The organism is Mycobacterium sp. 663a-19 (genome assembly GCF_035616495.1).
In the GTDB taxonomy this organism is placed as follows: Bacteria; Actinomycetota; Actinomycetes; order Mycobacteriales; family Mycobacteriaceae; genus Mycobacterium.
Map to the genome: position 1 here is coordinate 64190 of NZ_JAPJAV010000016.1, position 21667 is coordinate 85856.

At 71.7% G+C, this 21667-nt stretch carries 22 protein-coding genes, 1 pseudogene and 1 riboswitch; of the genes and pseudogenes, 9 read left to right on the forward strand and 14 right to left on the reverse strand.

Translation table 11 applies throughout. The features are described 5' to 3' along the window. Position 1: 1 nt before the first annotated feature. The 3 genes from OQ968_RS22875 to thiC all read right to left on the reverse strand — a co-directional run bounded on the left by OQ968_RS22875 (position 2) and on the right by thiC (position 3086). On the reverse strand, positions 2-619 hold the full coding sequence (locus tag OQ968_RS22875) for an alpha/beta family hydrolase (RefSeq protein ID WP_324681731.1): 618 nt from the start codon (positions 617-619) through the stop codon (positions 2-4). Beyond that, positions 616-1443 (reverse strand): bifunctional hydroxymethylpyrimidine kinase/phosphomethylpyrimidine kinase, encoded by an 828-nt coding sequence (thiD, locus tag OQ968_RS22880; RefSeq protein WP_324681732.1) that lies wholly within the window; start codon positions 1441-1443, stop codon positions 616-618. The genes OQ968_RS22875 and thiD overlap by 4 nt, the downstream gene beginning before the upstream one ends. Next, complete coding sequence (thiC, locus tag OQ968_RS22885) at positions 1440-3086, reverse strand: phosphomethylpyrimidine synthase ThiC (RefSeq protein ID WP_420715988.1); 1647 nt, start codon at positions 3084-3086, stop codon at positions 1440-1442. Before thiC ends, thiD begins: the two co-directional genes overlap by 4 nt. After that, a riboswitch (TPP riboswitch) is annotated at positions 3080-3190 on the reverse strand. (Overlaps the previous gene by 7 nt.) Positions 3191-3309: 119 nt before the next feature. On the opposite strand from thiC, the gene OQ968_RS22890 reads away from it, so the two are divergent. Further along, on the forward strand, positions 3310-3996 hold the full coding sequence (locus tag OQ968_RS22890; protein ID WP_324681733.1) for a PAS and ANTAR domain-containing protein: 687 nt from the start codon (positions 3310-3312) through the stop codon (positions 3994-3996). A 14-nt stretch (positions 3997-4010) separates the two neighbouring features. Here the strand turns inward: OQ968_RS22890 and OQ968_RS22895 are convergent, their stop codons facing one another. Further along, positions 4011-4286, reverse strand: a complete 276-nt coding sequence (locus OQ968_RS22895) for a hypothetical protein (protein WP_324681784.1) — start codon at positions 4284-4286, stop codon at positions 4011-4013. Here OQ968_RS22895 and OQ968_RS22900 point away from each other — a divergent pair. Next, positions 4185-4421, forward strand: a pseudogene (locus OQ968_RS22900) (hypothetical protein); the annotation flags it as partial. The gene OQ968_RS22895 and the pseudogene OQ968_RS22900 sit on opposite strands and share 102 nt — an antisense overlap. Here the strand turns inward: OQ968_RS22900 and OQ968_RS22905 are convergent. From OQ968_RS22905 to OQ968_RS22925, 5 genes are all read right to left on the reverse strand, one after another. Continuing rightward, positions 4336-8784: a cation-translocating P-type ATPase gene (locus OQ968_RS22905; RefSeq protein ID WP_324681735.1), complete on the reverse strand. Its 4449-nt coding sequence runs from the start codon at positions 8782-8784 to the stop codon at positions 4336-4338. The pseudogene OQ968_RS22900 and the gene OQ968_RS22905 sit on opposite strands and share 86 nt — an antisense overlap. Positions 8785-8804: 20 nt before the next feature. Further along, positions 8805-9251 (reverse strand): hypothetical protein, encoded by a 447-nt coding sequence (locus OQ968_RS22910; protein ID WP_324681737.1) that lies wholly within the window; start codon positions 9249-9251, stop codon positions 8805-8807. 110 nt (positions 9252-9361) lie between these two features. Beyond that, positions 9362-10168, reverse strand: a complete 807-nt coding sequence (locus OQ968_RS22915) for an exodeoxyribonuclease III (protein WP_324681785.1) — start codon at positions 10166-10168, stop codon at positions 9362-9364. A 33-nt stretch (positions 10169-10201) separates the two neighbouring features. After that, on the reverse strand, positions 10202-11011 hold the full coding sequence (locus tag OQ968_RS22920; protein WP_324681738.1) for a GNAT family N-acetyltransferase: 810 nt from the start codon (positions 11009-11011) through the stop codon (positions 10202-10204). Then, on the reverse strand, positions 11011-11604 hold the full coding sequence (locus OQ968_RS22925; protein ID WP_324681740.1) for a peptide deformylase: 594 nt from the start codon (positions 11602-11604) through the stop codon (positions 11011-11013). Before OQ968_RS22925 ends, OQ968_RS22920 begins: the two co-directional genes overlap by 1 nt. A gap of 251 nt (positions 11605-11855) precedes the next feature. On the opposite strand from OQ968_RS22925, the gene OQ968_RS22930 reads away from it, so the two are divergent. Genes OQ968_RS22930 through OQ968_RS22955 form a run of 6 tightly spaced genes read left to right on the forward strand, consistent with a single transcriptional unit; the run spans position 11856 to position 16026 of the window. Beyond that, on the forward strand, positions 11856-12164 hold the full coding sequence (locus OQ968_RS22930) for a DUF3263 domain-containing protein (protein WP_324681742.1): 309 nt from the start codon (positions 11856-11858) through the stop codon (positions 12162-12164). Between the two features lie 46 nt (positions 12165-12210). Further along, a complete protein-coding gene (locus tag OQ968_RS22935; protein WP_324681744.1) occupies positions 12211-12684 on the forward strand; it encodes a LytR C-terminal domain-containing protein in 474 nt (157 codons plus the stop codon). Between the two features lie 51 nt (positions 12685-12735). Then, the gene (gene sodC, locus OQ968_RS22940; RefSeq protein WP_324681745.1) at positions 12736-13440 is read left to right on the forward strand and encodes a superoxide dismutase[Cu-Zn]; all 705 of its coding nucleotides are present in this window, start codon (positions 12736-12738) and stop codon (positions 13438-13440) included. Beyond that, on the forward strand, positions 13421-14566 hold the full coding sequence (locus tag OQ968_RS22945; protein WP_324681747.1) for a glutamate--cysteine ligase: 1146 nt from the start codon (positions 13421-13423) through the stop codon (positions 14564-14566). The genes sodC and OQ968_RS22945 overlap by 20 nt, the downstream gene beginning before the upstream one ends. A gap of 3 nt (positions 14567-14569) precedes the next feature. Continuing rightward, entirely contained in the window at positions 14570-15217 is a 648-nt protein-coding gene (locus tag OQ968_RS22950; protein WP_324681749.1) for an LON peptidase substrate-binding domain-containing protein, read from the forward strand. After that, complete coding sequence (locus tag OQ968_RS22955) at positions 15214-16026, forward strand: enoyl-CoA hydratase/isomerase family protein (RefSeq protein ID WP_324681751.1); 813 nt, start codon at positions 15214-15216, stop codon at positions 16024-16026. Before OQ968_RS22950 ends, OQ968_RS22955 begins: the two co-directional genes overlap by 4 nt. Here OQ968_RS22955 and OQ968_RS22960 read toward each other — a convergent pair. Then, entirely contained in the window at positions 15980-16522 is a 543-nt protein-coding gene (locus tag OQ968_RS22960; RefSeq protein ID WP_324681753.1) for a hypothetical protein, read from the reverse strand. The genes OQ968_RS22955 and OQ968_RS22960 overlap by 47 nt on opposite strands. Further along, on the reverse strand, positions 16519-17310 hold the full coding sequence (locus tag OQ968_RS22965) for a DUF2867 domain-containing protein (RefSeq protein WP_324681755.1): 792 nt from the start codon (positions 17308-17310) through the stop codon (positions 16519-16521). The genes OQ968_RS22960 and OQ968_RS22965 overlap by 4 nt, the downstream gene beginning before the upstream one ends. A gap of 21 nt (positions 17311-17331) precedes the next feature. Between OQ968_RS22965 and OQ968_RS22970 the strand changes: the two genes are divergently transcribed. After that, the gene (locus OQ968_RS22970) at positions 17332-17928 is read left to right on the forward strand and encodes a helix-turn-helix domain-containing protein (protein ID WP_324681757.1); all 597 of its coding nucleotides are present in this window, start codon (positions 17332-17334) and stop codon (positions 17926-17928) included. Here the strand turns inward: OQ968_RS22970 and OQ968_RS22975 are convergent. The 3 genes from OQ968_RS22975 to OQ968_RS22985 are packed head-to-tail and all read right to left on the reverse strand — an operon-like array spanning position 17902 to position 21658. Then, positions 17902-20079, reverse strand: a complete 2178-nt coding sequence (locus OQ968_RS22975) for an AAA family ATPase (protein WP_324681759.1) — start codon at positions 20077-20079, stop codon at positions 17902-17904. The genes OQ968_RS22970 and OQ968_RS22975 overlap by 27 nt on opposite strands. Then, the gene (gene pssA, locus OQ968_RS22980; RefSeq protein ID WP_324681761.1) at positions 20076-20939 is read right to left on the reverse strand and encodes a CDP-diacylglycerol--serine O-phosphatidyltransferase; all 864 of its coding nucleotides are present in this window, start codon (positions 20937-20939) and stop codon (positions 20076-20078) included. Before pssA ends, OQ968_RS22975 begins: the two co-directional genes overlap by 4 nt. Further along, complete coding sequence (locus OQ968_RS22985; protein ID WP_324681763.1) at positions 20936-21658, reverse strand: phosphatidylserine decarboxylase; 723 nt, start codon at positions 21656-21658, stop codon at positions 20936-20938. The genes pssA and OQ968_RS22985 overlap by 4 nt, the downstream gene beginning before the upstream one ends. Positions 21659-21667 lie beyond the last annotated feature (9 nt).

A 21667-nucleotide genomic window follows, 5' to 3' on the forward strand; every position in this document is an offset into this window, starting at 1 on the left:
GTCAGCGCAGCAGCCGCAGCGCCGCATCCACCGCGAGCGCGGCGACGTCGACGCCCTTGGCGCGCAGGTCGTGTCGGGCCCCGGAGATCTCGACGACCTCGGTGGGCGCGGCGACCATCGCCGCGGCGGTGCGCACCTCGGCCGGCGTGCCGAAGGGGTCCGACGTGCCGTGGGTGAACACCGTCGGCACCGTGATGCCGGGCAGGTGCTCGGTGCGGGACCGCTCGGGCTTGCCGGGCGGGTGCACCGGATAGGAGAACAGCGTCAGCGCGTCCACCCGGGCCTCGTTCGCGGCGACGACCATCGAGGTCTGCCGGCCGCCGTAGGAATGTCCGCCGGCGATCAGCGGGCCGTCGGCCAGGCCGCGGCACACGTCGATCGCCTCGACGATGCCGGCGCGGTCGGTGGCCGCCGAGCCGGACGGCGGGCCCTTGGGCCGCCGTCGGCGATACGGCAGGTTGTAGCGCACCGCGAGCCAGCCGCGCCGCGCCCACTCGTCGCAAACCTGTTGCAGCAGAAGCGATTCCCGATCGCCGCCCGCGCCGTGAGTCAGCACCACGACACCGGCCGCGGCGCCCTCGGGCTGGTGCGCGATGCCCGCGATCCGGTCGAGGTTCACAACAGCCTGAACAAGGGGGAGACGGGGCCGTGGCCGCCGCCCAGCGGATAGGCGGCGCGCAGGCTCTCGGTGACCCAGCGCTTCCCGAACCCGACCGCGTCGGGCACGCTATAACCGTGCGCCAGCGCGCAGGCGATCGCCGACGCGAGCGTGTCGCCGCCGCCGTGGTCGTTGCCGCCGGGCAGCCGCTCCGAATCGAATTCGTAGCGGGAGGCGCCGTCGTAGAGCAGATCGCAGCTGCGATCGGAGGACCGCAGGTGCCCGCCCTTGACCAGCACCCAGCGCGGGCCCAGCGCGTGCAGGGCCTTGGCGGCCGCGCGCTGCGACTCCGCGTCGACCACGTCGATGCCGACCAGCAGGCGCACCTCGTCGAGGTTCGGCGTCACCAGCGTGGCCAACGGAAACAGTTGGGCGCGAAGGGTATCCAGGGCCTCTCGTGTCATCAGCGCGTCGCCGTGCATGGACGCGCAGACCGGGTCGACGACGAGCGGGACGGTCAGCCCGAGCCGGCGCCAGGTGGCGGCCACCGCGTCGACGATGGCCGACGACGCCAGCATCCCGGTCTTGGCGGCCTGGATGCCGATGTCGGTGACCACGGCCTCGATCTGGCCGGCGACGACCGCGCCGGGCACCTCGTGAAAGCTCTTGACCCCCAAGGTGTTCTGCACGGTGACGGCGGTGACCGCGACGCACGCGTGCACGCCCAGCAGCGCCATGGTGCGCATGTCCGCCTGGATGCCGGCGCCGCCGCCGGAGTCCGACCCGGCGATGGTCAGCACCCGCAGCGGCGTGCTGCCCGGCGGCGGCAGCGGCAGGAAGTTCACTGCGTGATCGGCAGATACACCCGATTGCCGTGCTCGGCGAATTCGGCCGACTTCTCCGCCATGCCCTGCTGCAGCGCCGCCTCGATGGCCTCCTCGCTGTCGAGCCCGTGTTCTGACGCGTACGCCCTTACGTCAGCGGTTATCCGCATCGAGCAGAATTTGGGCCCGCACATCGAGCAGAAGTGCGCGGTCTTGGCCGGCTCGGCGGGCAGGGTCTCGTCGTGGAATTCCCGCGCCGTGTCGGGGTCCAGCGACAGCGCGAACTGGTCGTTCCACCGGAACTCGAAACGCGCTGTGCTCAAAGCGTCGTCGCGTTCCTGCGCCCGCGGATGCCCCTTGGCCAGGTCCGCCGAGTGCGCGGCGATCTTGTAGGCGATCACCCCGTCCTTGACGTCCTTGCGGTCCGGCAGCCCCAGGTGCTCCTTCGGCGTCACGTAGCACAGCATCGCGGTGCCGGCCTGCGCGATGATCGCCGCGCCGATCGCCGAGGTGATGTGGTCGTAGGCCGGGGCGATGTCGGTGGCCAGCGGGCCCAGCGTGTAGAACGGGGCCTCCTCGCACAGCTCCTCTTCCAGCCGCACGTTCTCGACGATCTTGTGCATCGGGATGTGCCCGGGCCCCTCGATCATCACCTGTGCGCCATGGGCTTTCGCGATCGTGGTCAGCTCGCCCAGGGTGCGCAGCTCGGCGAACTGCGCGGCGTCGTTGGCGTCGGCGATCGAGCCCGGCCGCAGCCCGTCGCCGAGCGAGAAGGTGACGTCGTAGCGCGCGAATATGTCGGCCAGCTCGTCAAAGTGCGTGTACAGGAACGACTCCCGGTGATGCGCCAGGCACCACGCCGCCATGATCGAGCCGCCGCGTGACACGATGCCGGTGACCCGCTTGGCGGTCAGCGGCACATACCGCAGCAGCACGCCAGCGTGCACGGTCATGTAGTCCACGCCCTGCTCGCACTGCTCGATCACGGTGTCGCGGTAGATCTCCCAGGTCAACTCGGTGGGATCGCCCTTGACCTTCTCCAGCGCCTGATAGATCGGCACCGTGCCGACCGGCACCGGCGAATTGCGCAGGATCCACTCGCGGGTCTCGTGGATGTTCTTGCCGGTGGACAGGTCCATGATGGTGTCCGCGCCCCAGCGGGTGGCCCACACCATCTTGTCGACCTCCTCGGCGATCGAGGACGTCACCGCCGAGTTGCCGATGTTTGCGTTGACCTTGACCGCGAACGCCTTGCCGATGATCATCGGCTCGCTCTCGGGGTGGTTGTGGTTGGCCGGGATCACCGCGCGGCCGCGGGCGACCTCGTCGCGCACCAGCTCGGCGGGCATCCCTTCCCGCAGGGCTATGAACGCCATCTCGGCGGTGATCTCGCCGGCGCGGGCCCGCTGCAGCTGGGTGCCGCGGTCGCGGACCACCCCGGGCCGCGCCGGCAGGCCCGACGCCAGGTCGATCGCCGCCTCCGGGTCGGTGTACGGCCCGGAAGTGTCGTAGAGGTCGAAGTGGTCCCCGGTGGACAGGTGCACCCGGCGGAACGGGACGCGCGCGCCGGGCACCCCCTCCAGCTCCCGGTAGGCCTTGCTGCTGCCCGCGATGGGGCCGGTGGTGACGGACGGTGCAGTGGTCTCCGACAAGGTGTCGGTCATTGTTGTCATCTCCCTACGCCGGCATTACCCGGTCAGGTTCGTACGGTCGACGGCCCCAAGCCGTCCTCTCAGCGCACTCGGCGTGCGCTCCCGCGCCCTAATCCAGTTGGTTTGATCGTCCGGACGCGACGTTACCCCCAACCGGGGCCCGCCGCGCCAGCCCGGTCGGTTCGGTTCGCCGCGAACCTTCGCCGGCCGATCCGCGCGGTGCCATGATGGAGGCGTGACGGAATCCACGCGAACCACCAGCTCAGCCGACGGTGTGGCGCCCTTGTCCCTGAGCGTCGGCAGCTTCCGCTTCTGGTTCGCCGACGAACGCTGGGAATGGTCCGACCAGGTCGCGCGGATGCACGGTTACGAACCAGGGTCCGTGACGCCGACGACGGAACTGCTTCTGTCGCACAAGCATCCGGACGACCGCGAACACGTTCGAGATCTGCTCGAGTACGCGCTGCACTCGGGCGAGTCGTTCTCCAGCCGGCACCGGTTCATCGACACGGCCGGCGGCGAGCACGACGCGATCGTCGTCGCCGACCGCATCGTCGACGAATCGGGCGCGGTGCTGGGCACCGCGGGCTACTACATCGACCTCACCGCGACGTTCGACGAGACCCGGCTCGAGACCCGGCAGGAGGTGCTCGACGAGGCGCTGCCGGACCTGTTCGAGAACCGCGCGGCCATCGAGCAGGCCAAGGGAATTCTGATGGCCGTCTACCGCGTCAGCGCCGAGCAGGCCTTCCGGGTGCTGCAGTGGCGGTCGCAGGAGACCAACGTCAAGGTGCGCGCGCTGGCCAGGCAACTCGTCGACGAAGTCGTCCAGCTGCCGCCGCCCTCGGCCACCGTGCAGAGCCGGTTCGACCACCTGTTGCTGACCGTGCACGAGCGCGTCCCGGCCGAACCCGGCGACTGAGCGGCCCGCGCCGGTCAGGCCTCCTCCATCGCCTCGCCGAGCTCCTCGAGGATCCGGTTGTGGTGGTTGCTCGCCAGCAGGTGGCCGGCGGCGATGACCAGGGCCACCGGCCAGTCGATGAGCTCGAACGCGGCCAGGGCGGCCAGGCCGCCGTAATAGGCCAGCTGCTCGGGCCGCGGTATCTCCATTTGGCCAAAAACCGGAAGATTGACGGCGAACGTCTCGCCTTCGCGGATTTTCTGCACCGCCTCGCTCTGGGAGGTCGCCCTGCGAGCCTTCTTTTCCGCCATCATTTGCCTTTCGGTAACGAAGGATTTGCCGTCGCGCCGGGTCGGGCGGTCACCGTCGGACATATGTCGACGACCGACGCCCTGGCCGATCCGATGACTTCGACGGTAGCTTCTGTGCTGACCGTGCCCCTGCGCCAGCTGTATGCGCTGCTGTGGCGCGCGGGCGTCGTGGAGATTGTGGAGACCGATCGGCGCCGGGCGCCGCGTCCGGGTCCGGCGGCGGTGTGTCCGACGTGCGCAGGCGCTCCGAGACAAGGTTCACAACGGCTATCGCAGCGGTCGCGGCGCCCGCGGCCCCCAGCGCCTGCGCCCATCCGAGGGGCCCGAGAGGCGTACAGCCAAGTAGTTGGCTGACGCCCGGGGTGCTGATCAGGGTCCCCACCAGGACGAGTGAGCCCGTCGCGGTGAGCACCACCATCGGGGCCCGGGACTCCAGCAGCGTCTGGGCCAACTCGGCGGACACCAGCGCGACCAGCGCCACGGTGGAGGCGCGTTGCGGGCGCCCGGTGACCCGCGCCATCGCCCACGCGCCCGTCGCCGCCGCGGCCGTGGTGACGCCGCGGACCGCCACCGCGCTCCACAGCGCGGGCTGATCCGCGCCGCGCAGGTTGGGGTCCACCGCGCCGCGCGGCTTGCTGACCGCGAGCGCCGCGGCGGGCAGGGCGTCGGTGAGCGTGTTCACCAGCAGCAGCTGGCGGGTGTTCAGCGGCGAGATCCCGGTGAGCGCGCTGCCGATGATCGCGAAGATCACCTCGCCGGCGTTGCCGCCGAGCAGCACGGTCACCGCGGCCTGCACCCGCCGCCACAGCTGACGGCCCTCCTCGATGGCCTCCAGCAGCGCCTCGATCCGGCCGTCGACCAGCACCACGTCGGCCACCAGGTGGGCGGGGTCGCTGCCGTGCGCCACCACGCCGAGGCCGACGGTGGCGGCCCGGATGGCGGCCGCGTCGTTGGCCCCGTCGCCGACCATCGCGGTCCGCACCCCGGCGCTTTCGAGCGCCTGGACGACCTGGACCTTGTTCTCCGGTGTCATCCGGGCGAAGATCACCCGTTCGGTCGCGACGCGCTCCTGGTCCTTGCGCGACAAGGATTCCCATTCGGCGCCGCTGATGACCTGGCCCGCGGTCACCGGCAGGCCCAGCTCCTCGGCGATGGCCTTCGCGGTGATCGGGTGATCGCCGGTGATCAGCTTGATGCCCACGCCCTGCGACCGCAGGGTCCCGACGACGCCCGCCGACTCCGGGCGCGGGGTGTCGGACAACCCAAGGAATCCCGAGAGGGTCAGCCCGTCGGCGCAGAATTCCGCGACGCGATCGGGGTCGTCTCGCAGCGCCCGGGCCTGCTGCGGGTCGAGGCTGCGGCGCGCCACGGCGATCACCCGCAGCCCGCCGGCGGCCATCCGGGCGACGGTTTTGTCCAGCGCGGCGAGGTCCCCGCACGCGGCCAGCACGACTTCGGGTGCGCCCTTGACGGTCAGCTCGGTTCCGGTCACCGAGGCCGAGAACGACCTGCCCGAGCGGAACGGCAGGTGCGCGCTGGGGCCCTGTCCGTCGTGGCCGGCGAAGGCGCCCGCCGCCGCGGCGGCCTCGACGATCGCGACGTCGGTCGCGTGCGCCTGCGGGCCGCCGTTGGTCACCGGCGCGGCGTGCGCCGCGCAGCGCAGCACGTCGTGGTCCGAATGGCCGGGCTCGGCGTGCACCTGCGACACCCGCAGCCGGTTCTCGGACAGCGTCCCGGTCTTGTCGAAGCACACCACCTCGATGCGGCCGAGCGCCTCGACCGAACGCGGAACGCGAACCAGCGCACCGAATTTCGTCAACCGCCGCGCCGACGCCGCCTGCGCCAGCGTCGCGACCAGGGGCATCCCCTCGGGAACCGCGGCGACCGCGATGGCGATGCCGCTGGACACCGCGTGCTGCAAACCGGTGCGGCGCAACAGCCCGAGCGCGCCGACCACCGCGCCGCCGGCGATGCTGACCGGCAGCGCCCGGGCGGTGAGCTGGCCGAGCTGGTGCTGCAGGCCGATGTCCGACGACAGCTCGCCCGACACGAGGTCGGCGGCGCGACGCTGCTGGGTGTCGGCGCCGACCGCGGTCACCAGCCCCACCGCGGTACCCGCCACCACGGTGGTGCCGGCGAACAGCATGCAGCGACGCTCGGCGAGCGGGGCGCCGGGCGTGGCTTCGACCTGCTTGTCCACCGACAGCGACTCGCCGGTCAGCGTCGACTCGTCGACCTCGACGTCGATCTCCTCGATGATCCGGGCGTCGGCGGGCACCACCTCGTGGGTGCGGACCTCGATCACGTCGCCGGGTTGCAGGTGCGCGGCATCGACGTCGGCGTAGGTTCGCGCGCCGCCGGGACCCTGGATCACCTTGCGGGCCGGCGGGATCTGCAGGGCCAGCAGGTGGCTCAGCCGCTTCTCGGCGCGCAGCCGCTGGGCGGCGGCCAGGATGGAGTTTCCGGTCAGCACCGTGCCGACCAGCACCGCGTCGACGGGCGAGCCGAGTATCGCGCTGGCCGCCGAGCCGAGCGCCATCACCGGCGTCAGCGGGTCGGACAGCTCGGCCCGGACGGCCTTGGCGAGCTGCCAGATCGCCTGCGCCGGCGATTCCGACGGTTGCGCGCCGCGGCGGAAGGGCTCCGCGGCCGCGGGGTCGGGCGGGGGCAGGGCCTTGCGGACCTGCTCGACCGGCATCGCATGCCATTCGTGCACCTCGGCCGGCCGGGGCGTGTCCGCGTTGAGGATCCCGCGCGCGAGCAGATAGCCCGAGAGCAGGCCCGCGGCCGCGCCGGCGTTCACCGTCCCGGACGCGAAGTTGCCCCGCACGCCCGGGATCATGAACAGCGACCCCATCGCGGTGGCGCCGGCCGCGATCCCGGCGCCGCGTTGGGCCGCGGTCCTGGCCGCGGGCACCGCGCGCAGCACTCGCCAGGCGGCCGTCAGGTCCGGCAGCAGCAGATCGGCATGCCACGGCGGCGCGGCTTGCTCCGAGGCGACGACCAGCGCCAGGTCCGCCGCCGAAATCGCCTGCGCGGCAGACGATGACAGGACGGCCACTTTGCGGCCCGCCTGCCGCAGGTCGGCGACCGCGGCGGCGAGCGCGTCGTCGACGGCCTTGCTCGTCGGTTCGGTGGGCCGCACGTCGTCGAACGCCGGCCGCAGCTCGCCCAGCGACTCGTCGTCGACGGTGATCAGTTCCGCCCCGGTGCGGTGCGCCTCGGCGACGACGGCCGAGGCCAGCGGGTCGTGCGCGGGCAGGAAGAGGGCCTCGACCCCGGCCGCCGCCCGCCCGCCGGATCTCCCGCCGACCGCGTGCCAGCCCGGGCGCGCGCCGTCGTTCTCCAGCATGAGCTGCGCGCGGGCCCACGCCGCGGGCAGTTCGCCCTCGGCGGCGCCGCGGATGCGCGCCACCCGCAGGGTGTCGGCGCACAGGACGCGCGGGTCGATGACGATCGCGTCGACCTTGCCCAGCCGGCGCAGGCTCTCCGGCCGCAGCGAGAGCACGCGGTGCTGCTCGGCCAGGCCCCGGCCGAGCGTCGCGGCGAACGCCTCCGGCGTGGTCCGGTTCGCCTTGGGCGTGGTCACCTGCACCGCGGTGGCGGCCATGGTCACGTTGCGGGTCCCGGCGCCGAGCGCCCCGGTGCTCAGCGCCTGCAGGAGGGCGAAACGGCGGACGGTGGGGTCGACGGTCTTGGCCCGCGGCGGCGACGACGACGGGCCGGCCGGCGGCTGCTCGGCGTGCCGGGCCAGTTCCGGCTCGTGCTGTTCCCAGGCGCGCGCCGCGGCGCGGCACTCGGCGGCCTTCAACGACTGCATCGTCAGCCCGATCGACAACGCCGTCGGCGACTGGGACAGCGTCTGGCTGGTCGCCTGGACCAGCGTGATCACGGTGTCGGTGGCGGGCCCGCCGATGAGGTCCTCGAGCAGGCCGCGCAGCGCGGGCTGGTAGTCGAAGAACGTGATGCCCGCGGCGATGGGGGCCGGCAGGGGCGGCAGGCGCATCGCGCGGCCGGTGAGCGCGATGCCCAGCCCGGCCGCGTTGGCGGCGACGGTCAACGCCCGGGTCGCCAGCACGACGTGATCGCCCGGCAGGCTCGGCCCACCGGCGTGATGTCGGGGTTTGTGCGTTGCGGCACAACGCTTTTCGGCGTGTTCGACGGCGCGGCACAGGTCGCGCAGCGAGACGTCCGGGTTTTCCAGGCCGACGACCACGCGCGACAGCGGGTGATTCAGCTTCGCCGAGGTGACGCCGGGATGCGCGAGGACCGCGTCGACGACGGTCGGCCCGAGCTCGGTGGCGCCCGTGTCGTCGAGGCCCCGCACCTCGATCCAGGCGCGATCCCCGCCGCGCCAGCAGTGCCGACCCAGCGTCTCCGGGGTCACGTCACCGGAGAGCGCCCGGGCCGCTTCGCGCAGCGGGATGGCGGCGATGTCCAAGCCCGTGGCAACGGCGCGAAACGGCAGTGATCGTCGTAGTGCAGCGCCGATGCTCAACGGTTACTCAACGATGCCTTTCAGTTGGTGCTGCGCAGCTCGGTGCTGCCCGCCCTGCGGCCGCCGGTCTTCTTGGCCGTCGACTTGGTTGCCGCTTTGCGCGGTTCGGCCTTCTTGGGCGCCGACTCGGAGGGTACCGGCTTGAGGTTCGCCTTCGCCACCGGTGCGGCCGCCTCCGGCTTACGGCTCAGCCTGTGCAACAACAGCGCACCGCCGCCGACGGCCAACAGCACCGGCCACTCGACCAGGCCGGTGACGCCGAGCGCGCCGATGGCCAGCGCGGCCGCCGGCGTCGAGTGACTGCCCGAGCTGACCCCGCGCTTGATGCCCTCCGCGGCTCCCGTTACCCCGCCGACGATTCCATTCACCGCCGCGCCCCCGACCGCGCCGGCGGCGGCGGTGGTCGCGTCGGCCGCGCGATTCACCGTCTTGCCCACGCTGCGGACCGCCGCACCGACGAAACTCATGATGACTCCCTGGCTTGCAACTGCAAGATTGTTTTTCTGCACCTGATAGACGAAAGCCTGCCACGTTGCAAACGCGCTTACAACGCGAAGCGGTCTGCAATTTCCCGAACTCAGCCGGGCCCGACGTCGATTAGCACCGGCGCGTGATCGCTGGGCGCCTTGCCTTTGCGTTCGTCGCGGACGATCTGCGCGCCGGTGACCCGGCGGGCCAGCGCCGGCGACGCGAGGATGAAGTCGATGCGCATGCCCTGGCCCTTCGGGAACCGCAGCTGGGTGTAGTCCCAGTAGGTGTACACCGCGGGTCCCGGCGCGAAAGGCCTTACCACATCGGCGAATTGCGCGTCGACGATGGCGTTGAACGCGCGCCGCTCCGGCTCGGAGACATGCGTGGCGCCGGCGAAGAATTCGGGATCCCAAACATCATCGTCCGTGGGGGCGATATTCCAGTCGCCGACCAGCGCGATCTGCGCCGCGGGATCGTCGCGCAGCCAGCCCGCTGCCGTATCACGCAGCGCGGCAAGCCAATCCAGCTTGTAGGCGTAGTGCGGATCGCCGAGGGCGCGCCCGTTGGGGACATAGAGGCTCCACACCCGCACGCCGCCGCACGTCGCGCCGATGGCGCGGGCCTCCGCCGTGGCGGCCACCTCGGGCTTGCCGCTCCAGGTGGGCTGGCCGTCGAAGCCGATCTGCACGTCGTCCAGCCCGATGCGCGAGGCGATGGCCACGCCGTTCCATTGATCGAAGCCGACGTGGGCGACCTCGTAGCCGAGCTCGAACAGCGGCAGCGTGGGGAACTGGCTGTCGGAGCATTTGGTCTCCTGCATGGCCAGCACGTCGACGTCGGCGCGGGCCAGCCAGTCGACGACGCGGTCCAGCCGGATGCGGATCGAGTTGACGTTCCAGGTGGCCAGGCGCAGCGTGCCGTCGGGCATGGCTAGAGGTTATCGGGGCTATCGGGTGGTGTCCGGCGCCGCCGTCGCGAGGATGTAACGGGTGCGATGGTGCAGCCAAAAACCGAGGGACTCGGCCAGCGCGGTTCCGTCGGCGTCGTCTGCGCGCAGGTAGCCGCGGGTCGCGCCGCGCCGCGCGCCCCAGGCCAGCAGCGCCTCGCACAGCCGGGCGGCGGTGCCTGGGTCGTCGGTCGCGCGCACCTCCGACAGGCCCACCCAGCGGGTGCCGTCGGGCGCCTCGGTCACCGCCGCGCGCGCGACGGCCGAACGTTGCTCCAGGGTGACGCTCGGATCCGGGCGTGACGCCGGCGGGACGCTCGACAGGTCGCGCACGAAGACGCGCTCGGTGCGCTCGGCCACCAGGCCGGGCGGCGGCCGCAGCAACCGGTCGGGGACGGCCAACAACGGCGTCAGGCCCCGCACGTCATACCAGGCGACGATCGCCGGAATCGCGTCCAGGTCGGCCGAAACATCAAGCGGCACCGCGGAATTCGTGAGCGAGGGAGCGTCTTGCCCGGCCCGCAGCAGCCAGCCGTCCCGCCAGGCGTGTTCGGCCGCGGGCCACGCCGCGGCGGCCGCGTGCTCGAGCGCCCGGATCTCCGACGCGCGCACCGGCGCGTCGGTCAGCACCCGCAGCGCCACCACGTCGGCGGGCGCGCACTCGGCGACCGCGCCGGTTTTCGTGCGCACCCGCACCATTGGGTCGACCGCCAGCAGGTGCCCCACCGCGTCGGTCAGCGGCGGGACCGACCCGGCGGGGCGCCGGTAGCGAACCGTCACCCGCGTTCCCAGGTCGGGCCACGAGATCATCAGTGACCGAACGGGTCCGGCCCCTCGCCGGGCAGCCACGACAGGCCCGGCACGCCCCAGCCGTGCGACTTGACCGCCCGCTTCGCGGCGCGGGCGTGCCGGCCGATGAGCCGGTCGAGGTACACGAAGCCGTCCAGGTGCCCGGTTTCGTGCTGCAGCATGCGCGCGAACAGGCCGGTGCCCTCGATGGCCAGCGGGCTGCCGTCGGCGTCGAGGCCGGTGACCCGCGCCCACTTCGCGCGCCCGGTGGGGAACGATTCGCCGGGCACCGACAGGCATCCCTCGTCGTCCTCACCCGGGTCTGGCATGGTCTCGGGGATTTCGGAGGTTTCCAGGACGGGGTTGATGACGACGCCGCGGCGGCGGTCCGTCATCCCGCGGTCCTCGGCGCAGTCGTAGACGAACAGCCGCAGCGCGACGCCGATCTGGTTGGCGGCCAGGCCCACCCCGTGCGCGGCGTCCATCGTCTCGTACATGTCGGAGATCAAGTCGGCCAGATCCGCCGGCAGCGAACCGTCGGCGGCGACCGCGACCGGTGTTGTCGGGGTGTGTAAGACCGGATCGCCCACGATGCGAATGGGTACGACTGCCATGGTCGGCTAGCTTAGGCCCGGCGACGATGCAGGCCGGAACGGCCTGAGGAGGAGGCGGGCAAATCGGGTTATGCGGGGCACGTTTTGGCTTGGGGGACAGCCGGGCAATCTTGGCCAATCGGCCGACTCGCGGGTCTGGATTACGGCTTGAGGGTTCGCGGCATGGTTCAATATTCGCCGAAACATGCCCCTACGTAAGTCAAGTCATTCGCACAATTCGAGAATCGCCGGAAGGGTCCAGGGGAAGCGATATGGACAGCGCCATGGCGCGGGCAAATCGATCGGGGGACGACTCTGAAATCGCCGACGGGCTGACGCGCCGCGAACACGACATCCTGGCTTTCGAACGTCAGTGGTGGAAGTATGCCGGGGCCAAGGAAGACGCGATCAAAGAGCTGTTCTCGATGTCGGCGACGCGCTACTACCAGGTGCTCAACGCGCTGGTGGACCGACCCGAGGCGCTGGCCGCCGACCCGATGCTCGTGAAGCGACTGCGGCGGCTGCGCGCCAGCCGCCAGAAGGCCCGGGCGGCGCGGCGCCTCGGCTTCGAGGTGACCTGACGCGCCTTTGCAGGCTCCGGCACGTTCCTGGCTACAGTGGGGCTCGATGAAAGAGCGTGTCCCCGACTCGACGGGGCTTCCCCTGCGGGCCATGGTGATGGTGCTGCTGTTTCTCGGCGTCATCTTCCTGCTGCTGGGCTGGCAGGCCCTGGGCAGCTCGGGGAACTCCGACGACGAGTCGGCGTCGCCGGCCTCCAGCGTGACCAGCACCTCGTCGCCAACGTCGACGACCAGCAAGCCCCCGGCGAACCAGGCCGAGGTGCGCATCTACAACATCTCCACGAAAGAGGGCGTCGCCGCGCGCACCAAGGACCAGCTGACGGGCGCCGGGTTCAACGTCACCAAGGTCGACAACCTGACGGTGCCCGACGTCTCGGCCACCACGGTGTACTTCACCGACGCCGACGGCGAGCACGCCACCGCCGACGCCGTGGGCAAGACCCTGGGCGCGCCCGTACAACCGCGAATCCCCGCACTGTCCAGCGAGCCGCCGGGCGTCATCGTCTTGGTGACGGGCTGACGCTGATTGCGTTGCTCCAAATTCGGGGGCCGTCGGGCTAGGCTTCGGGCTATGCGTAAGCACCGCAATGTCGCTGCCGCCGCCATCTCCGCCATCGCTCTGCTGAGCGCGTGCTCGGTGCCCCAGCACGCCTCGTCGGTTCCGGGCACCACGCCGGCGGTCTGGACCGGGTCGCCCGCCCCGTCGGGCGGCGCCGGCGAGGAGGGCGCGGCGCCCGTCGCCGGTGAGGGGTCCGCGTCGCAGCGAATGATCACCCACCTGAAGGCCCCGGACGGCACCCAGGTGGCGACCGCGACGTTCGCGTTCAGCAACGGCTACGCCACCATCACGATCGCGACGACGGGCACGGGTCAGCTCAAGCCCGGTTTCCACGGGGTGCACATCCACAAGGTGGGCAAGTGCGAGCCCAACTCGGTCGCGCCGACCGGCGGCGCGCCCGGTGACTTCCTGTCGGCCGGCGGGCACTTCCAGGTGCCCGGGCACGCCGCCGAGCCGGCCAGCGGCGACCTGACCTCGCTGCAGGTGCGCAAGGACGGTTCCGGAACGTTGATGACGACGACGGACGCCTTCACCATGGAGGACCTGTTGAGCGGCGAGAAGACCGCGATCATCATCCACGCCGACGCCGACAACTTCGGCAACATCCCGCGCGAGCGCTACAGCCAGACCAACGGCACACCGGGTCCCGACGCGACGACGATGAGTACCGGCGACGCCGGCAAGCGGGTGGCGTGCGGTGTCATCGGCGCCGGCTAGCCGGGCCCGCGCCCGCATCGATTTCAAGCGCTCACCGAAGCCGACCATCGGCGTCGAATGGGAGTTCGCGCTCGTCGACGCGCAGACCCGCGACCTGAGCAACGAGGCCACCGCCGTCATCGCCGAGATCGGCGAAAACCCGCGCGTGCACAAGGAATTGCTGCGCAACACTGTCGAGGTGGTCAGCGGCATCTGCGACTGCACCGGGCAGGCGATGGAGGACCTGCGCGAAACCCTGGGGCCGGCCCGGCGGATCGTGCGGGACCGCGGCATGGAGCTGTTCTCGGCGGGCACCCACCCGTTCGCTCGGTGGTCCACCCAGAAGCTCACCGACGCGCCGCGCTACGCCGAGCTGATCAAGCGCACCCAGTGGTGGGGACGGCAGATGCTGATCTGGGGCGTGCACGTGCACGTCGGAATCTCCTCGGCCAACAAGGTGATGCCGATCATGTCGTCGCTGCTGAAGTACTACCCGCACCTGCTGGCGCTGTCGGCGTCGTCGCCGTGGTGGGGCGGCGAGGACACCGGGTACGCCAGCAACCGCGCGATGATGTTTCAGCAGCTGCCCACCGCCGGGCTGCCGTTCCAGTTCCAGACCTGGGCACAGTTCGAGGGCTTCGTGTACGACCAGAAGAAGACCGGCATCATCGACCACATGGACGAAATCCGTTGGGACATAAGACCTTCGCCACATCTCGGCACCCTGGAGGTGCGGGTGTGCGACGGGGTGTCCAACCTGCGCGAGCTGGGCGCGCTGGTCGCGCTGACGCACTGCCTGGTCGTCGACCTGGACCGCCGGCTGGACGCCGGCGAGACGCTGCCCACCATGCCGCCGTGGCACGTGCAGGAGAACAAGTGGCGCGCCGCCCGTTACGGCCTGGACGCGATCATCATCCAGGACGCCGCCAGCAACGAGCGCCTGGTCACCGAGGACCTCGACGACGTGCTGACCCGGCTCGAGCCGGTCGCCAAGTCGCTCGGCTGCGTTGACGAGTTGGCCGCGGTGGCCGAGATCCCGCGGCTGGGCGCCTCGTATCAGCGGCAGCGACGGATCGCCGAGGAGCACGACGGGGATCTGCGCGCCGTCGTCGACGCGCTGGTGGGCGAGCTGGAGATCGAGGTTTGACCCATGGCCCCGCCCGAACTTGAACTCGCGATGTTCCCGCTGGAGTCGGCGGTGCTGCCCAACCAGGACCTGCCGCTGCGGATCTTCGAGCCGCGCTACGTCGCGCTGGTGCGGCACTGCGTCGACGTGGGCGATCCGTTCGGCGTGGTGCTCATCTCCCGCGGACGCGAGGTCGGCGGCGGCGACACCCGATGCGATGTGGGCGTCCTGTCCCGGATCACCGAATGCGTCGATCACGGCGCGGACCGGTACTCGCTGCGCTGCCGGACCGGTGAGCGGATTCGGGTGCGCGAGTGGCTGATCGACGATCCCTACCCGCGGGCGATCGTCGAGCTGTGGCCCGACGAGCCGGGGGATCCGGTGAGCCGCGCGCAGCTGCTCGATGTCGAGGACCGGGTGATCGCGCTGTTCGAGCGGATCGCCGAGGCGCGCGGCGCGCGGCTGCCGGACCGCGAGGTGCTGCTGGGCTACGACGAGGCCTTCGCGGACGACGCCGGCGGGCGCCTGTTCGCGTTGGCGTCGCGCCTCCCGATCGGCGCGGCCGACCGCTACGCCGTGCTGGCCGCGCCGTCCGCCGCCGATCGGCTGGCCGCGCTGAGCGAGGCCGTGGACACGGTCGCCGAGATGGTGGAGTTTCAGCTATCCGAATGAGCACCGATGTGACGGTCGACATCGACGGTGGCGTGGCGGTGCTGACGCTCAATCGTCCCGAGCAGCTCAACGCCTACACCGCCGAGATGGGTGCGCTGTTGGGCCGCGCGTACCGGGACTGCGACGACAACGACGACGTCCGCGCCATCGTGGTCACCGGGTCGGGCCGCGCGTTTTGCGCCGGTGCGGATTTCGCCGGTGGCGCATCGCCTTTTGACGCCCCCAGCGGCGATTTCTCGGCGTCGCCGATCGAGCCGGCCGCCTTCGAATTGCGCAAGCCGGTGATCGCCGCGCTCAACGGCCACGCCATCGGCATCGGCCTGACGATCGCGCTGCAGGCCGACATCCGCATCGTCGCGGCGGACGCGAAATACGGTGTGGTGCAAGTCCGCCGGGGTGTGATACCCGACTGCATGGCGCACTGGACGCTGCCGCATCTGACGTCGCTGGGGGCGGCCGCGGAGGTACTGCTCACGGGCCGCACCTTCACCGGCACCGAGGCCGTCGCGCTGGGTGTCGCCAATGCCGCGGTGCCCGGTGCCGAGGTGCTCGCACACGCGCTGCAGATGGCCCGCGACATCGCTGTCAACGTGGCGCCGATGTCGGCGGCGCTGTGCAAGCGGCTGCTGTGGGACGGCGCGCTCAACAACTACACCGCGCGAGAGGTCGCGTCGCTGGAGACGCAGTTGCACCACCGGGTGATGGGAACCGCGGACGCCCGGGAGGGCGTCGCGGCGTTCCTGGAACGCCGCCCGCCGCGGTTCAGCGCGCGGCTTTCCGCCGAGTGGACGGACCTGCCGGGGCCATGAGCGACTCGGCCGCGGCTTCGCGCTCGGCCAGCGCCTTCAACGTGAGCAGCTGCTTGCGCATCATCACCAGGTCCCCCAGGGCCAGGCCGCGAGCGAGCAGCCGCGCGCCCGCGAACCACACGCGGGCGTGCAGCCGCGACCCCGCGCCCTCGGGTCGGACGGCGTAGGTTACGGCGACGCCCTTGGCGCGCAACGTGATCCACTCGCCGTCGACGAACGAGTGCAGCTCGAACATCGTCATGAACCGCTGCCCGACCTCCAGGCGCACCAGCTCCGGGTCGCGCGTTCGGGGGCTTTTCCGGCCCAGGTTGTCGAGCAGGTCGTAGCTGTAGGGCGCCACGCGCAGCTGGCACAACCAGGCGAACACGGTCGATGGCGGCGCGGCGATGCTGATCGCCCGGTCGGCCCGGACGCCGCCGCGCGGGCACAGCGCATCGCAGGGCAGCGGCGTCGTTCGCTCGGCCGGCCGCGTTCCCCAGGTCAGGCCCAGGTTCAAGGGGCGGCCACCAGACGGGCGGCGCGCTGCATCAGCCGGGGTGCGACGACCCGATGCAGGGGGCCGACCGCGGCCCACACCATCCTCGCGGCGATCTCGCGGTGATAGTGCACGCGGGTGGTGAGCGTGGCACGCCGACCCTCCTCGCGTCGCAGCGTCAGCTCGCCCCGCATCAACGGCCCGCTCGTGCTCAGTGTTATCGCATCGGGGTCCGAATGCACGATCCGCCAGCCGATCAGATGATCGGGCGAAAAGAGCGGCCCCAGCCGAAATCTCAATACGTGGCGGTGAATCCACAGCACAATGCCTCCGCCGGGTCCGTCCCTCAGCGCGGCACGAAACATCTGCTCGGCGGTGCGCGTGTCGCCGTACCGGATCGGGACTTCGAAGACGTCGGTGTAATCGGGGCCGGCCGGACCTCGCGCCGCCACCGCAATGCGTTTCAGCGTCCAGCGCACCGCGACGCGGTGTCCACCGGTGCCGATCACGAGCGCGCGGTAGGCCTTGCCGTGGATGCCCGGGAAGGCGGCCCAGGTCGCCGCCCGCACCCGGGTGCGGCCATCCGGCCGAGCGTCCAGCTCGAACACCCACCGGTACACCGCGAACGTGTGGCGGCCCTTCAAAGCGAACCGCGAGGGTGGCCGCGCCTCGTCCAGCACGAAACCGAACGGCACGCTGGACGGGTCGCGCGGGTCGCGGCACAACACGCGCAGCAGCGCCGACCACGTGTGGTCGCGATTCGCGTCGACGGTTATGGCATGCTCATCAATATAGGGTAATCGTTCCATATGGAAGGAATGTACTAGATCATGGCGCCTCCGCGGAAGCACGAAACCGATGTGATCCTCGACGCAGCGCGGGCGCTGGTGCTCGACGGTGGGCCGCGGGCGGCCAGCGTGGCGGCGATCGCGAAGTCCAGCGGCGCCCCGGCCGGCACCCTGTATCACCGGTTCGGCAACCGCGACGGCATCCTGGCGGCGGCGTGGCTTCGGGCGCTGGAACGCTTTCAGTCCCGGGCGATGGCCGCCGAGGCGGCTACGCCGATCGAGACTGCCGTCGCCATGGCCGTGGCCGCGATCGCATTCGCCCGCGAGCTTCCCGAGGACGCCCGGCTGTTGCTGACGATCCGGCCCGGGGACCTGCTCGACGGCGAGCCCGACGCGCGATTCTCCGAGACGCTGGCCGCCATGAACGCGCCGCTGACCGAGCGGGTCGGCGTCCTGACCCGAAAACTCTACGGGCGCAAAGACTCCCGGTCCGTCGACGCCGTCGCCCGGGCGGTGGCCGACCTGCCCTACGCCGTGGTCCGCCGCCACGCCCACGACGATCCGCTGCCGCGCTGGCTGGAAGCCGACGTCGCCGCCTCGGCCCGGGCGGTGTTAGAGAGCTTTGGCGAACGCGCGTAGGGCGTCCACCTGGACCGGATCCAGCGAGGGGCGCACGGTCTTGCGGGCCTCCGCGAGGTCGGCCGCCGTCACGTCGGCGGCGTCGATGGAGCGGCGCATCGCGGCGAGCGCGGCCTCGCGCAGCAGCGCCGCGCAGTCGGCCGCGCTGTAGCCGTCGAGCTCGGCGGCCACCTCGTCGAGGTCGACGTCGGCGCTAAGCGGGATGGATTTGCCCGCGGTGCGCAGGATTTCGCGGCGCGCGGCGGCGTCCGGCGGCTCGATGAAGACCAGTCGCTCCAGCCGCCCCGGGCGCAGCAGCGCGGGGTCGATCAGGTCCGGCCGGTTGGTGGCGCCCAGGACGACGACGTCGCGCAGCGGATTGACGCCGTCGAGCTCGGTCAGCAGCGCGGCCACCACCCGATCGCTCACGCCCGAGTCGAAGCTCTGCCCGCGCCTCGGCGCCAGCGCGTCGACCTCGTCGAGGAACACCAGGGACGGCGCGGAGTCGCGGGCGCGCCGAAACAGCTCGCGCACGGCCCTTTCCGAGCTGCCCACCCACTTGTCCATCAGCTCGGAGCCCTTGACGGCGTGCACGGACAGCTGCCCGGTGCTGGCCAGCGCGCGGACCACGAACGTCTTGCCGCAGCCGGGCGGGCCGTACAGCAGCACCCCGCGCGGCGGGTCGACTCCCAGCCGGGCGAAGGTGTCGGGATGCTGCAACGGCCACAGCACGGCCTCGGTCAGCGCCTGCCTGGCCTCGGCCATGTCGCCGACGTCGGCGAGCGTGACGTCGCCGACGGTCACCTCCTCGCTGCCCGAGCGCGACAGCGGCCGGATGACCGTCAGCGCACCGACGAGGTCGTCCTGGTTCAGCTCGGGTGGGTGCCCGTCGGCGCTGGCCCGCGACGCCGCCCGCAGCGCCGCCTCGCGCAGCAACGCGGCCAGGTCGGCGACGACGAATCCCGGTGTGCGCGCGGCGATCTCATCGAGGTTGAGCTCGCCGACGGGCACCGGTTTGAGCAGCGACTCCAACAGCGCCTTGCGAGTGGCGGCGTCCGGCAGCGGCAGGCTGAGCTCCCGGTCGCACAGGTCGGGGGCGCGCAGCCGCGGATCGAGCTGGTCGGGTCGCGCGGAGGTGGCGATCAACGCCACACCCTCGGTGGCCACGGCGGTGCGCAATTCGCCCAGGATCAGCGCGGCCACCGGTTCGGCGGTGACGGGCAGCAGGGCGTCCACGTCGGTGATCAGCAGCACGCCGCCGCCGTCGCGGACGGCCTGCACCGCCGAGCTCACGGTCTTGAGCCGATCCTCGGCGTTCAGCGCGCCCACCTCCGGGCCGTCCAGCTTGACCAGCCTGCGGCCGTCGCACACCGCGCGCACCAGCGTCACCTTGCCCACGCCGGCCGGACCGGACACCAGCACACCCAAATTGGCCTCGGCGCCAAGGGTTTTCAGCAGGTGCGGCTCGTCCAGCGCGAGCTTGAGCCATTCGGTGAGCTTGGCGGCCTGCGGCTGCGAGCCCTTGAGCTCCTCGACGACGGTCTCGGGGCTGGCGACGTCGACCAATTCGGCCGACAGCGCCCCGGACGGAACACCGGTGCCCCAGGTCACCAGCGAGTTCGGTTGCACGCTGACCGGTCCCGGCGGGTCGACGGCGGTGACGGTCAGCAGCTCCGAGGTCCAGCTGATGCCGACCGACGCGGCCAGCGCGCGGGTGGCCGCCGACGTCGATGTGCCGGGCCCGAGGTCGCGGGGCAGCAGCGACACCGCGTCGCCGACGGTGAGCACCTTGCCGAGCAGGGCCTGCCGCAGGGTCACCGGCGAAATCGATTGGGTGGCCAGCGTCGAGCCGCTCAGCGTCACCGACCGCGCGCCGTAGACGGTGACCGCGCCGACGATCACCGGCGTGCCCTCGCGCAGCCCGGCGTTGGACAGCGTGACGTCGTCGAGCAGCGCGATGCTCACCGGGGTGTTCTGGCCGGCGAGGCCGACCACCGCCGCGGTGGTCCGCGATCCGGTCAGCGACACCGCGTCCCATTCCCGGATGCCAAGGGCGGCAACGGCATTCGGGTGCAATCGGATGACGCCGCGGCGAGAGTCGACGGCGGAGGTGTTCAGCCGCGCGGTGAGGGTGAGCTGACGGCCCGCTCCAGCACCGGGGCCGGGGTTCACGGCAGCCGCCTGCCCGGTTTGCGCAGCCCCAGCCGCGCCATCGACCGGCGGTTGGGGTGCGCCTGGCGGATCGCGCGCCGGGTGGCGCGTCGCTGCCTGGGCTCGTCGTCCCACGCCTCCGGGTGCGCGGCCAGCCAGCGCTGGCTGTGCACGGCGAACGGGACGTGGCACAGGTAGGCGATGATGATCACCCAGATCAGGACGTAGGGCGCCAGCACCGCCGCGGCCGCGCAGATCGCCAGCAGCGCCAGCAGCGGAGCCGCCCAGTTCGGCGGGACCGCCGCGGCGTGCATCTTGCGCATCGGGATCTTGCTGATCATCAGCACCGACGTCCCCGCGATCCAGACGCACAGGAACGCCGTCGACGTCCACCAGCCCTCGCCGAACTGCAGCTTGAGCCCGATCAGCCCGATCATCGAGACCGCGCCCGCCGGCGCGGGCATCCCGACGAAGAACTCGTGCGCGTAGGACGGCTGGCTGCCGTCGTCCTGCAGGGCGTTGTACCGGGCCAGCCGCAGCACGACGCACACCGCGTAGAGCAGGATCGCCACCCAGCCCGCGGGCGACTTGGACAGCATCGTCACGTAGAGCACGATCGCGGGCGCCACCCCGAAGTTCACCGCGTCGGCCAGCGAGTCGATCTCCTCGCCGATCCGCGACTGGGCGTCCAGGATGCGGGCCACCCGGCCGTCCAGGCCGTCCAGGATGGCGGCCGCGGCGATCAGCGCCATCGCGGCCTTGGGCTGATGCTCGAGGGCGAACCGGATCGACGTCAACCCCGCGCAGATGGACAGCACCGTCATCGCGCTGGGCAGGATCTGCAGGTTGACCGGCCGCCTCGCCCGGGGCCTGCTGATCACGGCAGTTCCGCCAGCACGGTCTCGCCGGCCAGCGCCCGCTGCCCCTCTTTGACGAGCGGCTCGGCGCCCGGGGGCAGGTAGGTGTCCAGCCGGGAGCCGAAGCGGATCAGGCCGTAGGTGTCGCCGATCGACAGCTTGTCGCCGAGGTGCGCGTCGCAGACGATGCGGCGGGCCAGCAGGCCGGCGATCTGCACGACGACGACCTCGGCCCCGCCCGGCGTGCGGATCCGCAGGCTGGTGCGCTCGTTGTCGCTGCTCGCCGAGGGCAGGTCCGCCGAGCCGAACCGCCCCGGCCGGTGCTGCACGGCCACCACCTCACCGCTGACCGGCGCCCGCTGCACGTGGGCGTCCAGCAGCGACAGGAAGATGCTGATCCGCGTCAGCGGCGCCTCGCTCATGCCGAGCTCGGCCGGCGGGGCCGCGGAGTCGATCACGCAGATCACGCCGTCGGCGGGCGCGACGATGGCGCCGGGCCGCGTTGGCGGGACCCGCGGGGGATGACGGAAGAACCCCGCGCAGGCGCCCGCCGCCAGCAGGCCCGCGCGGCGGACCCAGCGGTGGTTGCGCCCGGCCAGGGCGAGCGCCAGGCCGGCGGCGATGAACGGCCGCCCGGCGGGGTGCACCGGCGGGATCGTGGAGCGCACCAGCTCCACTACGTGTTGCGGGCCGAAGGTCGGGTCCTCGGCCGTCGGGCCGATCGTGCGGGGGCGTCGTGCCACGCGGCCATC